Below are 15,526 nucleotides of genomic sequence, written 5' to 3'. Positions count from 1 at the left end.
ATCTAGCGAGGCGGGATATGCAGCTCCAAATCAATGGCCGAGGTTTGACGATCGACGTTGATCCCGACACGCCGCTTCTTTGGGTGATCCGCGACCATCTTCAGCTGACTGGCACAAAGTACGGCTGTGGGGCCGCGCAGTGCGGTGCGTGTACTGTGCTGGTCGATGGCCATGCGGTCCGCTCTTGTTCGCTCTCGGTCGAAAGCGCACAGGGAATGAAGATCACGACGATCGAAGGGCTTGGGGGCGATCACCCGCTTCAGCGCGCTTGGATCAAGCGCGACGTTGCGCAGTGCGGTTATTGCCAGTCCGGCCAGATCATGCAAGCGGCAGCGTTGCTTGCCGCAAACCCAAAGCCGACTGACTCCGACATTGACGCTGCCATGGCAGGCAATATCTGCCGTTGCGGGACGTATCAGCGGATCAGGGCCGCCATCAAAGACGCCGCGGGAGTGGTCTGATGACGTCGCCAAAAACGAATTCGAGTGCCTTCACTCTTACGCGACGCAAGCTCTTGCTGGGCGGGAGCCTGGCCGGCGGTGCCTTGGTTGTCGGGTACACTGCTGCAAATTTTGGCGCCGTTGCGTCAGCGGCCCTGAGCATTGGTGCCGAAGCGCCTTTGAGCAGTCCATTCGGGCCGTTCATCAAAATCGATCGCGATAATTGGGTGACTGTCGTCAACGCCTTTCAGGAAATGGGGCAGGGTACCCACGCTGGCGTATCGGCCATCGTCGCGGAGGAATTGGACGCGGACTGGGACAAAGTAAGGGTTATGTCCGCGCCTGCCAACGCCGCTATCTACAGAAATAGGGACAAGGGCATGCAGGTTACGGCGGGATCGAGCTCCATCGCCGCCGCCTGGACTCAATTGCGAACTGCAGGCGCCGCTGCGCGAGATATGTTCGTTCTTGCCGCTGCAGCTAAATGGGATGTTTCGGCCGGATCGATACAGGTTCGCAACAGCATGGTCATTCACGCAGCGTCGGGCCGTCAAGAGAGCTTTGGTGATCTCTTGGAATTAGCGGCAAAGCAGGAGCCACCTGCGGCGCCTCTTCTGAAAGACATCAAAAATTTCACGCTCGTCGGATCGCCTCGCGTGCGGAGGATGGATAGCGCTTTGAAAGCGACTGGCGGCGTAACCTACACGCAGGACGTCCAGATGCCCGCAATGCTGGTGGCGATGGTTGCGCATCCACCGCGTTTCGGCAGCAAGGTTAAGTCGTTCGATTCCGCGGCCGCACGTAGGGTCAAAGGCGTTGTCGACGTCTTTGCAATACCGAGCGGAGTGGCGGTAGTTGCTCGAGATACCTGGTCAGCCCGTAAGGGCAAGGATGCGCTCACCGTCACCTGGGACGATAGCGGCACGGAAAGGCGATCGTCGGAACAGCTTGTGCAACTCTATCGGCAGATTGGCAGGGGCAGCACCGATGAACGCGGCGCGTCGTACCACGCAAAGGGCGACGCAGCGGCGGCTTTCAAGGAAACAGAATTCGAGGCGGCCTACGATTTTCCGTACCTTGCGCATGCTCCGATGGAACCCATGAATTGCGTTGCGCAGGTAGTTGGGCGCAAGGTTAAGCTCACCTTCGCATCGCAGCTACAGACCGTCGACCAGGTCAACAGCGCAATTGCGAATGTCACTCTTCCCGGCATGGTGCAAATCGAAACGTTGCCTGCCGGGGGATCATTTGGCCGGCGCGGCGGCATGTCGTCCGGCTATGTCGTAGAGAGTGTTCGCATCGCGCGACACATCGGCGAAGGCAGGCCCGTGAAGCTGGTCTGGACGCGCGAGGACGACATGACGGGCGGGTATTATCGACCGATGGCGCATCATCGCCTATGGGTTGATCGTGATGCCCACGGGCTGCCCGTTGCCTGGCGGCATCACACCGTCGCACAGAGCTTGTTGCCGGTTGGGCCTAACGCGACGCAAGTGGAAGGCATCAAGGACTCCCCATATGTCGCAGGCTGCGCGGTTGCCGACTGCCGCGTATTTTCGCCGAGCGTGGGCGTGCCGGTCGGCTTTTGGCGTTCGGTCGGACACTCCCACACCGCAATGGTGATGGAGCATACGATAGACCAGCTTGCTCGTTTGGGCGACCATGATCCGGCAGAATATCGGCGCGCGATTTATCGCAAAGCAGGTGACGAGCGGCGACTGGCCGTTCTCAACCTTGCATGCGAGCGGGCCGGATGGGGAAGCTCAATGGCAGGCGACTGGGCCCGCGGGTTGGCTGTCCACGAGGCATTCGGAACTGTAGTTGCTCAGGTTGCCGAGGTCGCAGTCGTCGCGGGGCGCCCGCGTGTCCGTCGAGTCGTGTGTGCCATTGACTGCGGGATAGCGGTATCGCCCGATCAGATCGCGGCGCAGATGGAAGGAGGCATTTGCTTCGGCCTCAGCGCCGCCATGTATGGCAAGATCACGCTCGATAACGGCGTGCCCGCTCAGGACAATTTCGACACCTACGAGGTCCTACGCATCGACGAGGCCCCGGTTGTAGAAACCTATATCGTTCCATCCCAACGACATCCGTCGGGGGTTGGCGAGCCGGGCGTGCCGCCTATCGCCCCCGCTGTTGCGAATGCCCTGCTGGTTCTGACGGGCAAGCCGACCACAAGCCTGCCATTCGTGGCTTGATCGAGCTGTCATGCAACAATCCAGGTGCACCATGTCTCATGACTTTATGTCGTTCTTCCTGGCGTGGCTTGCCTCGCCTAGCCGCGTGGGCGCGATCGCGCCGTCCAGCGATGCGCTTGCGGAGCTCATCACGCGAGAAATCGGACCGTCGACCGGGCCTGTGATCGAGCTCGGGCCCGGCACAGGCGCTTTCACCTACAAACTTCTCAAACAGGGTGTTCGGCCATCCGACCTTAGCCTCGTCGAATACGGATCCGATTTTGTGAAGACCCTTCAGCTTCGTTTCCCGGGCGCTCGCGTTCTCTGGATGGATGCGGCACGCATCGGATCGTCGGGTTTGTTCGGCAAGCAGGACATCGGCGCAGTTGTGAGCGGATTGCCTCTTCTAAACATGTCGCCTCGCAAGGTCATAGCGATCCTGGACGGTGCGTTTTCCGTGATCCGCTCGGGTGGTGCATTCTATCAATTCACCTACGGTGTCCGGTGTCCGGTGCCGCGTCGTATTCTCGATAGGCTCGGTCTTAAGGCCACCCTTGTCGATCGAGCAATCCTGAACATCCCGCCAGCCGCGGTTTACAGGCTCACCCGCAGGACGGCGCGGCCAGTCCTATCGGCTAGTAACGCAGACAAGCATCTGAAGCTCAACGGCGAAAAACGGGAGATATCCGATGAACCACGGAGCGGAAGCGAGAGCGTCAACCTGGTTGGTGGAACCCATGCCGCATACTAGCGACGTACCGCTGATGAAGCTGCGAGATGTCCTCGCCAAACTGGCAGAGTGGGGGAAGGAGTATCCGATCTTCCTTACGCTACAGACGCGAACCGGCGCACTCTCGACGGCCTTGCGCGAGTTCGGAGCGATGTGTCTGCGAGCTGAGAACTATGAGCTGGCTGTCGAGGTGTTTTTGGCCGCCGTTTCGATGCGGCCGGACAACTGCTGGCTATGGCACAACCTGTCTACTGCCTATCAGGGCGTGTCGGATAGAGATCGTGCGCTCGATTGTGCTCGGAGAGCACTGGAGCTCAATGAATCTCATGCCGAGATCTGGACGCAGTTCGGCGTGCTGCTGCGAGACACCGGGCAAACGCAACAGGCGAAAGCCGCATTTGAGCTCGCATCTCGCACTAGCTTTTAAAGCAGCCCCATCCAATAAACACCGAGACGCCGGACTAACGGCACAGCAAGGAAAACTGACCAATGATCTGGAAGACTTACGCTGCCGCCACCATCGTGGCTGCGCTCATCATCGCATCGCCAATGGGGGGCGCCAATGCGGCGCAGCCCGATGACATCGTCGGGACGTGGCAGTCCGAAACGGTCAAGCTGGAGTTTTTCAAGGCAGGCCCCGAATACAACGCACGCATCCTGTGGGGTAATCGAATCGTCGAGAGCGACGGAACAACCTTCAAAAAGGATACACTCAATCCGGATCCGGCGCTTCGGTCGCGGTCGCTCCAAGGCATCACGATGGTCACCGGGTTGGTCTACCAGAACGGTGAGTGGACCGGCGGCACCCTCTATGATGGCTCTTCCGGCCGCCTAGTCAGCGGCAAGGCAGAGATCACTGATGGCAAGCTCCATCTCCGCGGCTACATGGGTATCCCAGCCATGGGACAGACCATCGTCTTGCAGCGGGTCGCAACGCCGGCCCTGCCTGCCACAAAGCCACCAGCGGCCAAGCGTTAGAGATTTCCAGTGCACATGAGCCCCTTCTCTAAGGAGCAGCCGATGGACCGTGGAGACGGTGTTTCCGAGGAAACCATTCAGCTGCTTGGGCGCGTCCTGAACAGCGTTCCAATCGATGATCTCAGGCAGTTCGTCGCGTTGATGGAGACCGTCGATTCGGCGTCCTCACCCGCTGCTCGGCCCCGCCGCGCAATTGACCAGATCGGGCGGCGACGGGCGCACGCGCTGCGATGCGTCCCCCAATCTTGTCCGGCCCGCCGACCGGGCGAGCGGCCGCCGACGGTCTAGCAACGTTGAGAGAAATTCCCATCCAAAACCTGCCTTGATTGGTCCAACAATGGCCGGCGCGGAACAGTTGCGCCGGCAACCCGTGCGCGGACGTTCCTTTGCGGCGCGTCCCGCGACCGGTCGAATAGGGGGCGAACATGATGTTTCTTCGGAGCAAGTCGTGATCGGCTGGTCAGGTGTGCATTGCCTCGTAGCGAGGTTTTTGGTGCTCACGGCATTGGTCTACGGCATATCGCCTGCACAAGCAGATACATTCGGTGCCCGCTACGAGGCGAGATTGTCGGGCATCTCGATTGGGTCCGGCCAATTGACGGGCGAGCTAAAAGCTGGCGCCTATACCGCGACGTTGCGCGGTGACGTGTCCCTTCTTGGCGTATCCACACGCTTCGTGGCATCCTCAAAAGGACTTTCGCGAGATGCCAAGATAGTGCCGGCCCGGTATCAGCTCCGCACAGAGGGGGCAACCGAACGCGCTGTCACGGTGGACTTTTTGCCTGATCGAACCGCGACAGTCTCGATTGAGCCCCCTCCAACAGAATCCGAGCAACGGGGACTCATCCCTTTAGAAGAGGCCCATCGAAGAAACGCGCTCGATCCGATCAGCGCCGTCATTTCGGAGCTTTTACGCCTGTCTCAAAGCGACAATCCATGCACGGGCGTCGCGCAGGTTTTTACCGGGAGCAGCCGTTTCAACGTCGACATCGTGGCAGGCGGGACCAGGAACGATGAGATCGAATGCCGCGCCGTGCACCGACCGATCGCCGGTCACCGGCCAACCGGAAACGGACGCCCGACGATTGCCGTCGTCACTTTTCCTAAAACGCGCCAGGAGAACGGCATTCGCCTGCCGACCCGGATCGAGGTGCCGTTATCGTTGGGAACGGTGACCATTCGTCGTGTCACCTGAACGGCTGGGCAGTGGCTCCCGAGGTGCAGCCATATTCAATGCGGATGGCATCCCATATGCATGGTGAAATCGACGGCCTCTTTGCCACGCGACACCTCGGCCCCGTCGAAAGTAAGACCTGAGACAATGACGCGTAAACCACACATCCTGATCGTCGATGACGATCTCGCGATACGGAAGCTTTTGGGGCGATATCTTCTCGAGCAGGATTTCCGCGTTTCGCTGGCGTCGGACCGGAAAACGATGGGCGATGTTCTCGCCATCAATGAGATTAGTCTTGTCGTGCTCGATGTTATGCTGCCGGACGGTTCCGGTCTTGATATCTGTCGAGATCTCCGACGGCTGGATATTCAGATCCCAGTGATTCTTCTCACCGCCCTCAAAGAGGATGTCGATCGTATCATCGGTCTTGAAATCGGAGCGGACGACTATCTCGGAAAACCGTTCAATCCTCGGGAGCTACTGGCACGCATCCGCGCCGTCCTCCGGCGGCACGGTGAGCACGATAACCGGCTGTCTCACGCCCGCATGCATCGATTCGGCAGGTTCACATTGCAACCGGGCAGCAGATCGCTGCTCGACGAAACAGGAGCACCGCTCGATCTGACGGAGGCAGAATTCGACCTGCTGTATGCATTAGTAACACGTCCCGGCAAGCTCTTAACCCGCGACAAGCTGCTCGAAATCACCAATCGTGGACAGGATGAGGTTTTCGACCGTTCGGTCGATGTCCTTATGAGCAGAATAAGAAAAAAGCTCGGCGACGGCGATGACTTTCGGATAATCAAAACCATACGGAACGGCGGATACCTGTTTGCCGCGCCAGTCGAGAACGTGGAGCCCGAATGATGAACACGCTGCGCGCCCGTATGGCCATGACGCTTGTCTTGTCGATTGTGTGCGTCGTGGGGCTCTCGACAATCCTCATCCATTATTCGCTCTGCGCGATTGGGGATAAGAAATTCGCTGAAGCCGTTGTTGATCGTGTGCGCATGATTGCGCCGTCGAACGAACGGGCGGAAGCGGGGCGGGACCTTCGCCTTGTGTCGGCACCAAGCTCCGGTCGCATAATCGAAAATACTACAACTCTCTTACGAGATACCTTCACGCAAGAGAAGATCGGCTTCGACGTTATCGCAACGCAGGTCGACGGCAGCAAGACGCCGACAATCTCGATCAATCTCGGCAGCGGTTGGCTTGTCTTTCCTGGCCCCACCCACGGGCCACCGCGCCTCGTCTGGTATGCCGCGCTGGTGTGGATGGCCATCATCACCATTGGCACAACCGCGGTCGCGCTTGTTGCTGCTCACCATATCACGCGTCGATTGAGTATACTGGAGACACTGGCTACAAATCTCAACGCTCGTGGTTCGTTTGAAGATATCCCCGAGGAAGGCCCCGACGAGGTCAGGGCTACGGCAAAAGCGCTTAATAAGCTCGGAGCAAGCCTGAGGAAAGCCGTCGAAAGCCGAATGCGGCTTGTAGCTGGCGCTGGCCACGACCTACGAACGCCGATGACAAGAATGCGGCTTCGCGTAGAATTTCTTCCGGAAAGCGAAAAGGCCGAATGGCTAAGCGATCTGGATGAAATGGATCGCATTGCCGACAGTGCCATACAGCTTGTTCGCGAAGAAACGTCCGCTGACAAGACCGAGATCATCGACATTGAAGACGTGGTTGGGCGCGTATGCGATGATTTGGCAGTAATGAAATTTGCCGTCGTGCGTGGGCCATGTGAGAGCGCTAAGGCTTCGGTAGCGCCGCTTGCCTTTGTCCGCGCCCTGCGAAACCTGATCATCAATGCTGCAACCCATGGCGAGGGCGCGCGTGTCACTGTCCACCTGCAAGGGTCGGAATGTGCGGTCATTATCGAAGATGCTGGGCCAGGCATCCCTGAAAATCTCATGGCCAGTGTATTCGAGCCGTTCTTCCGTGTTGACCCGGCCCGAAGGCAGCAAGTTCCGGGAGCCGGATTGGGGCTCGCAATTGCAAAGGAAATTATTGAAAAGTCTAATGGACGATTGTTGATCGAAAACCGACGGCCGCGCGGGCTACGACAGTCGATCTTGCTCCCATCTGCCGAACGCGGAAGCAGGTTCTCCATCGTTCGTTGCGATAATTCTTCTGCCCAGCGTGACGTTGCAAATGTGGCGGTCGTGCGTACGGCGTAGATGATCAGATAACTTTCTCAGGCAAGCTCAAGTGAAGCTCACGCAAACGCTGTGTGTGCATCATGTGGAAGGGGGTGCGGGGGCCGCAGCTTAAATGATGCGGCATGCGAGCGGTGCTCGACATCGAAGAGCGGTTAGCTTCCTCCGCAACATCAAGAAACATCTGAGCCCCAAAGAAGTGATGGTTAGCATCCATTATGCTTCGAGAGACGGAGCCTAACCCATGCACTTCTACGATCGACGCGACGTTGCGCTCTTGCGCGTACTTACGCCCCTCCTGGGGGCTGCCATCACGCCGGAAATGACCTGCGTTGTAGGGGGCGAATTCGTCCGCGTCGCCCTCCTTCAAGCCTACCTGGCCAATGCTGGCGTGTTGACGGCACGATCACTCTGGCTTTACTTTGTTAGCTCGCCGACGCTTGGTCGTGTGTGCGTAATATTGCTAGCAATCGAGGCTCGGGAAGTGCCAGCGTGTCCTTCGTTCTGTCCTCTCAAGATACGCGTCGGACGTGCGTCTTTGCAGCAACAAGCAGTCGGCACCTCTTAACACCGTTAGCATCTGATTTGCCGATTTCGCACTATGTCCGTTTGCTGCGCACCTCACTCTTCACTCGACGAGCGTTAGGCAGCACAGGCGATGCGGATAGATCCGCATCGCCCTCTTCAGCCTCTAGCGGACCCGCTCGAACGTAATGCGAATCCTCGACCCTTCGGGACGTTGGAAGTTTTCAGTCATCCGATCGCCCTCTACCACAAGCGTGAGTTCTTTGTTGGTTCGGACACCTCCAATCCAGTTCGGGAAAGTCGATAGTTCGACTTTGTTGCCGCTAGTGAAGACGACTGCGGCCAGACAGCGTCAGTCGTCCGCTAGTTTTGCAGGGAAGCCGCCAGCCTGCTACTTCTCTGACCGTAAGGCCGATCAGACGGCGACCCGACCCTTGGACCTAGCAGTCCGGAGATAATCAGGGATGCCGAAAAGGCGGCGAAGAACCAGTTTGTGGAGATGCCGAGATCGCGCGCTGTGGAGAGATCCTAGCGGGCAAGGTGCGACGTGACAACGTTCAAAGGCCGCCGGCGTGGGAGCGGACGATTCTGCCTTCGAGGTCTTTGTTTGGACAATAGTAACTGTAGCTTATCGTCATGCTTCTTTAGGTCCCGCTATGTCATATCACATCTTCAAGCCTTATACCGATAGGATCGGCTGTGCTCGCCAGGCCGCCTTTGCCGTCGGGGTTATAGGTCTCAGTCTTGGGAAGTAAGCACAGGGCTGCGAACGCGGGTGAGACCAGCCGTATCGCAAAATACCCGATCAAATGGCGTAGTCATCGTAGTTTCCGGGCGGCGAATCATTTCTACGTATTCCTCGAAGTGTTATTTGATTGGCATGGGCCACGCGCATGGGGATGCGCGCGATCCGCGTAGTTGGAAGGGCAGTTCTTGTGGGGAAAATCGAAGGGCGTCTGCGCCGGATGTCGATGCTGTTTCTGGGAACAACGCTTTTCAGCAGCCTCGGGATCGCAGGGACGGCAGCTCAGACAGGTCCAAATCCACAAGGCTGGCCGCTCGATCTGATCCACGCGCAGGCGGCTTACAACCGCGGTTTCACGGGTGCCGGCGTGACAGTCGCGGTCGGCGACAGCGGCTTCGACATCAATCACCCAGCACTAGCCGGCGCATGGAATCTGTCGCGCGCCGTAAACTTCATCGGCGTCGGCAACAACCCGTATAACCCAAACGATGTATCCCCGCAGTTACCGTATGTGGATGCGAAAGGTGTGGTGCGCTACGACAAGCACGGCACCCATGTCGCCGGTATCATCGCGGCGCGCAACGTCGCTGGCCAGATGCATGGCGTTGCCTACGACGCGAGTCTGGTCCCCATTCGTACCATCCTTTCCAATCCGTATTATGGATATACCGACGCGATCGCTGATGCTGGCGCAGCCCCTATTTCGTATTTCGACGGGCTGAACGGCGTCATGGTCTACAATGCGAGCTACGGGCCGAATATCCCCCCCAAACCGGCCTTACAGGTGTGGGGCCTCAACACGATGATGTCCGGCGCGACATATAATGCCGTGCTTGGCGCTCTGAGCGCCGGCAAGATCATCGTTGCAGCCACAGGCAATGACTACGGTTTTCATCCGGACGCGGCGAACAATCCGAGCGGCCTCGCGCTCTATCCCTATGTGCAGCCGGCCCATGCGCATACCAATGTCTATGATGATCAAGGCCTCGGGCTCGATTACAGCGCGCTCGGCAATCAGCCCGGCCAGATCATCGGTGTGATGGCCATCACCGCAGACAAGCAGGCGACGTACTATTCGAACCGCTGCGGCGTCACCGCGAGCTGGTGCGTGGCCGCGCCGGGCGGCGACAACGCTCAACAACAGTTCTATTCGACGGTGCCTTACAGCAGCTATGACTATCTCTCCGGCACATCCATGGCGGCACCGACTGTGTCAGGCACGCTGGCCGTGCTGATCCAGGCCAATCCCACCTATAATGCGCAGGATCTGTCGCATCTGTTGTTCTCCACCACCGAAGATCTCGGGCTGCCCGGCATCGATACCGTGTTCGGCCAAGGCCTGATCCGGCTCGACCGCGCTACCGACGGACCGACCACGCTGGCCGCCAATGCGACCGAGACCGTTGCCGCCGGCAGCACGACCTATTGGAGCCAGTTGCTGCAGACCCAGGGCGACGTCACCAAAGCGGGTGACGGCATTCTGACCATTTCCGGCCGCACCAATGCCGGCGGCAATGTATTCGCTCAGCTCGGCACGCTATCGGTGGACGGCACGCTCAGCATGACCGTCGGCAATTTGCTGAGCATCGCCCGGCCGGCGACGCTGGCCGGCTTCGGCACGATCAATGGCAACACGCAGATCGCCGGCACGCTGTCGCCGGGCAAGATGGCTAATCTGCAGGATTTGATCGGCAATAATGCGATAACCGCGGGCATCGTCACCGCCGGCAATTCGGCTGGCACGCTGACCTTCAACGGCAACGTCACGCTGACCTCCACCGCGACCACGCGGATCGATATCGACGGCATCGCGGGTGTCGCGGGCGGTCCCGGCACCTATGACCGGATTTATGTCACTGGTGCCGGTAATGTGTTTTATGCCGCGGGCACGCTGACGCCGATCCTGCGCGGCAGCATCGGTACGCCCAGCGGTTTCACGGCCCAGATAGGCACTGAAGTGCCCTTCGTGCAGGCCTTCTACGGCGCACGCACCGCAGGCACCTTCTCGACCCTGGTGCAGCCGACCCAGGGGCTGGCGGACAACGCCCGCTTCGACCTGATCTATCTGCCGACCTCGATCACCCTTGCGGTTACGCCGTCGAGCTTCACCAATCTCGCCGATACCGACGCGCTCGATGCCAATGCGCAGCATGTCGGGCGCCTGCTTGATAGCCACCGCACCGATCCCGGCGTGGTGCCTTCGGCCCCCGAGAAAGCGCTGTATGATGCGCTCTATCAGCTCGACAGCGAGGCGAAGGTCGAAAAGGCGCTGTCGCAGCTCAGCGGCCCCGGCCAGCCAGCCGTCGCCAGCGCGTCGCTGCAGGCCTTTGCCGGCTTCCTCGGCGCCATCGGCGATCGTCAGGATATCGTCGGTTTCGGTGGCGACGCAGGCCAGAACGGCGCGGCGCAGTCCTTCGCGCTGTCCTACGCCGGCCGCAACATGCTGACCGCCGAGACCTCGGCCGCGCTCAACGCCTTTGCCAGCATCGGGCCAGGCGAGCGCGCGCAGGATGGCTGGGCCATCTGGGGTCAGGGTTTTGGCCGCACCAGCCGCGTCGGTGATAGCGGCGATCTCGCCGGCTCGAAGGCGACCAGTGCCGGTTTCACGCTCGGCGCCGATCGCCGCTTCTCCAATACGCTGATGGCCGGTGCTGCCTTCGGCTACGCCCATACATCGGCGACGAGCATCGATACGCAGGGCGTGTCCGATACCTATGGCGGCGCACTCTATGCGAGCTGGACGCCGGGCGCGGCCGTGGTCGATGTCCGTATCGCCGGTGGCCCCAGTGCAATGTCATCAAGCCGCCAGATCGTGCTCTCGAGTTCGTCGCTGCAGGGCAGCACCAATGGCATCGGCCTCGGCACCGCCGTGGAGGCGGGCTATCGCTTCAGCCTGACGCCGGACCTAGTGCTGAAGCCATTCGGCGGCCTCAGCTGGCAGGGTTTTCGCCGCGATGGCTATAGCGAAAGCCAGCAGCCCATCGGTCTCGCCTATGCCACGCGAGCCTATGACAAGCTGACCAGCATCGCCGGCGCGGCCCTCAGCGCACGCCTCCGCACAACCGACGGCACAACGTTTATCCCGGAACTGAAGCTCGCCTGGGGCCATGATCTGCGCGACACAACGCTGACCAGCCAAGCCGCGCTGCTCGACGATGCCTTTCTGGTGTCGGCGGCGGCGCCGGGCCGCAACGCGGCCCTGGTCAGCGCCAAAGTTTCGGGCTGGCGCAGCGAGTCCCTTAGCGTATTCGCCGCGTATAACGGCGAATATCGCAGCAACGCCACAAGCCATCAGCTCTCGGCCGGCGCGCGCTTCACCTGGTAATTTCAAACAAGCGGTCGCTGGTCTGCAGGTCATGCCTGCGCATGAGACGGCGGACCTTCTCTTGATTGACAACCAAGCCTTGCTGCTTGATAGCAAGTTTGCAGCCGGCGCCAGCCATAGCGTTCGAACTCGTTAAAGTCGCAGCCATCGTCGCAACGATCAGCGCTTGCTGAGATCAAACGGTCGAGACGGCGCCCCGTCGACGACCAGCTCCGTGCCATGAATTGAAGAGGCGCGATGCGAGGCCAGAAAGGCGATGGCTTCGGCGACCTCATATGGCTCGGCACCTCGTCCGATCGGGATCCCGCCGATCCAGGCCATGATTGCTTGCGTTGATTCCTCGAACGTAACGCCATTGGCAGCCTGCATATTCTTCACCAGGTCGACGGCATCCCAGACATGATCCAGCCGGGAAGACGATGTTGATCCGGCCCCCCTTTGGGCCCACTTCTTTGGAAATGGATTTACTGTAGGTCCTCAGCGCACCCTTGGCGGCGGCGTAGGCGGTGATCGATTCGGGCATGGGCAGCACCGATTGGGTCGAGGTAACGTGCAACACGGCGCCATTGCTCGCTCGATCATCTGCGGGATCGGGAAGCGATCAAACGCCAGCACATCATCTTAGTAGGCCGTATAGTTGAGGAGGTGCGTCATGCGTTCGGGCTGGAGCCATCTACCCCGTCGTCGATTGTCATGGCCCATGGCGGCAGCGTTTGGCGAGAAGCCGATGTCAACGGCTCCGATCTTGAAGCCGTCATCACCGATCTGATGGGCGGCGAGTATTTCGGTCCGCTCTGTGTCGTCACAATAAACACGACCGAGAATTGGTCACGAGACGTGACGGTCGGCGTCGCGTGGGCGATCCATGAGCGTTGCGATCTGGCTTATAAGTATGCGCCGGCGTGGCTGGGGGACTTGGTCCATACATGTCCATCCGGAGCGCCAACTGCCTCGAGCGGGAAAAACCGGATCCCCGCTTCTCGGCTCCACGAAATCTGTCTGGCCCTCAACAACGTGCCTATCTCGGGCCATTCGAAGGCCTAGAAGACCGCAACTCGACTGCCAATAGGAGGGCTGTGTGGAAGTCCGATTTGTAAGGTTGGTGTAAGTTGATCGGGTTAGCGCTCGGGCGCCGCCGCCATGAGCCAGCCCCTGCGTCTGAGTGCGACGGCCCGGAGCCGCGTTTCTCAGATGCGGCTCCGGTTTTTTCGACTTATCGGACCTCTCAATACAAAAGGCCGCCGCTCGATACGTTTACGAGCAGGCGGCCTTGAGGTGAATTGCGTTTCGACAGAGCCGCAAGGTTGTCCGATCCGATTAACGAAACTTCAATACAGGGCTCTAAAGCCGCCTCACCAATGGTGAAGACGTCCACGCCACGATACCAGCTTGCACGATCCACTTCCGCGCGGGTGATCATACCTGAAATGTGCTCTCGAGGGTTGCAAACGTCTCGCGGAGATGGGCCGAGGGCGAACGTTTTCCATTATCCTTGCTCCAGGCAGCGACTGCCAGACGAAACGCGCCTACAGTGACCATTGCGGCAATACGCAAGGACTTTAGATGCTTCGCTTGCGGCCACTTTTCGCAAAGTGCGAGATCGACCCTGATGGGGTAATGGCGAATCTGGTCCTCTTTTCGCGATATCTCCGTTGTCTGGTAGCTCGAAGAGCAGCGCCCATAGGATGCGGGCTATGCGCGCTGTTCTGAACGCTCATAGTGCTTCCACCATCTAGTGTTCCGGAGCTCTGATCGTTCTCAGGAGCGTTGCATCGGCCTAGTTGCGCAGAACGACGTGTCGATTTTGAACGAGGTCTCACGAGTGCTCAGCAATCGACAATGCTACATTTCGGTGATACACACAGCTCGAACGCGGTAGTCTTAAGTTCTTGATTTTGCTGTCGTTGATGATCGCCGGGGACAACCCGCCCCTGGGCACCATCGACTTCTTGAGCTCTGTCGCTTCTGAACAAATCAGCGAATTCAAAGGTTTGTATGTAATGCCTGCCTTCCTCGAAGAGGCCGGCACGGATGCCATTGCCCGAAATGTCTCCGGCTGCAATCCAAGCTGGGATGTCCACCGCTCCGGACGGAGCCATCGGACATTCGCGTGAGCGGCAAGCGGGAGGAAAGGCGCAGCCTCCACATCCGCGATCCGGCGACGGCATCATCCAGGTTCCGGTCGACGTGAATCAGCCTGCTCTGTGGTGCTGACCAGCTACTGAATTCGTATCGGCATGCATTCTGCGCGTTATGCCCGGTATGGCAGAACGAATGTGACGCCGCGCGCGGAAAATCAGAGCGCTTGTTGCTATTTCGCAGCGTGCGTTGAAGTCGGGCGTTGCCGTGTCAATCTCGATCGTGACGATCAACATCATGACGGGAGCAACGCTGTGGCCATCCATTATGATATTCGGGGCGGAACTTTGCCATACGTGACGGCGGAGTTGAACTATCTTGCGCCCATGCGCGAGAAGCCGCGGACTTATGCCTATGATCCGCCGCCAGGCGAGCCCAAGAGCACGGCGATGCCGCAGGCGGTGCAGGTCAAGATTACCAATGGTCGTCCAATACGGGGCAGGCTCACGCTCGACCGCGCAGGCTTTGAGCTCGTCGATCAGCACACGACAGTGCAGGACTTCTACGACGATGAAGAAGTCACGCGCGTCTATTATCCGGAAGCGAGCGAATTCATTCGCAGCAGTTTGGACGCCGATAGGGTGTTTATCTTCGACCACACCGTGCGCCGGCGCGTCGCAGGGGCGGCGGATGTCCGCGGTGGCGGTCCACGTCAGCCGGCAAGCCGGGTGCATGTGGATCAGACGTTACACTCTGGGCCGAACAGGGTTCGCGAGCATCTGCCGGATGAGGCCGACGAACTGCTGCGCGGTCGTGTGCAGGTGATCAACCTGTGGCGGCCAATCAAAGGGCCGCTGAGGGATACCCCGCTCGCGATGTGCGATGGGACCAGCGTCGCTCAGAAAGATCTGGTGGCGTCCGATCTGATCTATCCAAATCGTCAGGGCGAGACCTACTCCGTCACTTATCATCCCAGTCATAAGTGGTTCTATTTTCCTGAGATGGAACGGAACGAGGCATTGCTGTTGAAATGCTACGATTCGGCATCCGATGGCCGGACGCGGTTCGGGCCACACACCGCCTTCGTCGACCCCACCACGCCATCGGACGCTCCGCCGCGCGAGAGCATCGAGTTGCGTGCACTTGTCTTTCATCGTGCCTGAACGTGTCCTGGGCGCGCAG

General features: G+C 59.5%; 12 protein-coding genes and 2 pseudogenes. 11 read left to right on the top strand and 3 right to left on the bottom strand.

All coding sequences use genetic code 11. From position 1 onward, the window contains the following. The first annotated feature begins 17 nt into the window (after positions 1-17). The 8 genes from E0H22_RS24175 (at position 18) to E0H22_RS24140 (ending at position 7,691) form a co-directional block, all read left to right on the top strand. Positions 18-461, top strand: coding sequence for a (2Fe-2S)-binding protein (locus E0H22_RS24175; RefSeq protein ID WP_233023467.1), 444 nt, complete (start codon positions 18-20; stop codon positions 459-461). Then, a complete protein-coding gene (locus E0H22_RS24170; RefSeq protein ID WP_233023466.1) occupies positions 461-2,638 on the top strand; it encodes a xanthine dehydrogenase family protein molybdopterin-binding subunit in 2,178 nt (725 codons plus the stop codon). The genes E0H22_RS24175 and E0H22_RS24170 overlap by 1 nt, the downstream gene beginning before the upstream one ends. A 31-nt stretch (positions 2,639-2,669) precedes the next feature. Then, entirely contained in the window at positions 2,670-3,368 is a 699-nt protein-coding gene (locus E0H22_RS24165; protein WP_233023465.1) for a class I SAM-dependent methyltransferase, read from the top strand. A gap of 13 nt (positions 3,369-3,381) precedes the next feature. After that, the gene (locus tag E0H22_RS24160) at positions 3,382-3,774 is read left to right on the top strand and encodes a tetratricopeptide repeat protein (RefSeq protein ID WP_233023464.1); all 393 of its coding nucleotides are present in this window, start codon (positions 3,382-3,384) and stop codon (positions 3,772-3,774) included. Between the two features lie 62 nt (positions 3,775-3,836). Next, positions 3,837-4,325, top strand: a complete 489-nt coding sequence (locus tag E0H22_RS24155) for a DUF2147 domain-containing protein (protein WP_233023463.1) — start codon at positions 3,837-3,839, stop codon at positions 4,323-4,325. Positions 4,326-4,773: 448 nt separating this feature from the next. After that, positions 4,774-5,520 (top strand): DUF3108 domain-containing protein, encoded by a 747-nt coding sequence (locus tag E0H22_RS24150; protein ID WP_233023462.1) that lies wholly within the window; start codon positions 4,774-4,776, stop codon positions 5,518-5,520. 126 nt (positions 5,521-5,646) lie between these two features. Then, positions 5,647-6,369 carry a response regulator gene (locus E0H22_RS24145; protein WP_233023461.1) on the top strand — a complete coding sequence of 241 codons (723 nt, stop codon included), beginning with the start codon at positions 5,647-5,649 and terminating at the stop codon, positions 6,367-6,369. Further along, positions 6,366-7,691: a sensor histidine kinase gene (locus E0H22_RS24140; RefSeq protein ID WP_233023460.1), complete on the top strand. Its 1,326-nt coding sequence runs from the start codon at positions 6,366-6,368 to the stop codon at positions 7,689-7,691. Before E0H22_RS24145 ends, E0H22_RS24140 begins: the two co-directional genes overlap by 4 nt. Positions 7,692-8,591: 900 nt before the next feature. On the opposite strand, the pseudogene E0H22_RS24135 reads toward E0H22_RS24140, so the two are convergent. Continuing rightward, a pseudogene (locus E0H22_RS24135) lies at positions 8,592-8,711 on the bottom strand (MFS transporter); the annotation flags it as partial. Positions 8,712-9,130: 419 nt separating this feature from the next. Here E0H22_RS24135 and E0H22_RS24130 point away from each other — a divergent pair. Then, positions 9,131-12,265, top strand: coding sequence for an autotransporter domain-containing protein (locus tag E0H22_RS24130; protein ID WP_233023459.1), 3,135 nt, complete (start codon positions 9,131-9,133; stop codon positions 12,263-12,265). Positions 12,266-12,424: 159 nt separating this feature from the next. Here E0H22_RS24130 and E0H22_RS26085 read toward each other — a convergent pair. Together E0H22_RS26085 and E0H22_RS24120 are read right to left on the bottom strand one after the other, a co-directional pair. Next, positions 12,425-12,847, bottom strand: a pseudogene (locus E0H22_RS26085) (SDR family oxidoreductase); the annotation flags it as partial. 643 nt (positions 12,848-13,490) lie between these two features. Next, a complete protein-coding gene (locus E0H22_RS24120) occupies positions 13,491-13,685 on the bottom strand; it encodes a hypothetical protein (RefSeq protein ID WP_233023458.1) in 195 nt (64 codons plus the stop codon). 469 nt (positions 13,686-14,154) lie between these two features. Between E0H22_RS24120 and E0H22_RS24115 the strand changes: the two genes are divergently transcribed. Then, on the top strand, positions 14,155-14,379 hold the full coding sequence (locus E0H22_RS24115) for a hypothetical protein (RefSeq protein ID WP_233023457.1): 225 nt from the start codon (positions 14,155-14,157) through the stop codon (positions 14,377-14,379). 285 nt (positions 14,380-14,664) lie between these two features. Continuing rightward, positions 14,665-15,507 (top strand): CmcJ/NvfI family oxidoreductase, encoded by an 843-nt coding sequence (locus tag E0H22_RS24110; protein WP_233026532.1) that lies wholly within the window; start codon positions 14,665-14,667, stop codon positions 15,505-15,507. Positions 15,508-15,526 lie beyond the last annotated feature (19 nt).

The organism is Rhodopseudomonas boonkerdii, from assembly GCF_021184025.1.
In the GTDB taxonomy this organism is placed as follows: Bacteria; Pseudomonadota; Alphaproteobacteria; order Rhizobiales; family Xanthobacteraceae; genus Tardiphaga; species Tardiphaga boonkerdii.
This window is presented reverse-complemented; position numbering and strand designations above follow the sequence as displayed.

Bases quoted from the DNA above. Each gene is read 5' to 3' on its own strand.
- E0H22_RS24175 (WP_233023467.1), top strand. From the start codon at position 18: ATGCAGCTCCAAATCAATGGCCGAGGTTTGACGATCGACGTTGATCCC.
- E0H22_RS24145 (WP_233023461.1), top strand. From the start codon at position 5,647: ATGACGCGTAAACCACACATCCTGATCGTCGATGACGATCTCGCGATA.
- E0H22_RS24160 (WP_233023464.1), top strand. From the start codon at position 3,382: ATGAAGCTGCGAGATGTCCTCGCCAAACTGGCAGAGTGGGGGAAGGAG.
- E0H22_RS24120 (WP_233023458.1), bottom strand. From the start codon at position 13,685: ATGATCACCCGCGCGGAAGTGGATCGTGCAAGCTGGTATCGTGGCGTG.
- E0H22_RS24155 (WP_233023463.1), top strand. From the start codon at position 3,837: ATGATCTGGAAGACTTACGCTGCCGCCACCATCGTGGCTGCGCTCATC.
- E0H22_RS24170 (WP_233023466.1), top strand. From the start codon at position 461: ATGACGTCGCCAAAAACGAATTCGAGTGCCTTCACTCTTACGCGACGC.
- E0H22_RS24165 (WP_233023465.1), top strand. From the start codon at position 2,670: ATGTCTCATGACTTTATGTCGTTCTTCCTGGCGTGGCTTGCCTCGCCT.
- E0H22_RS24140 (WP_233023460.1), top strand. From the start codon at position 6,366: ATGATGAACACGCTGCGCGCCCGTATGGCCATGACGCTTGTCTTGTCG.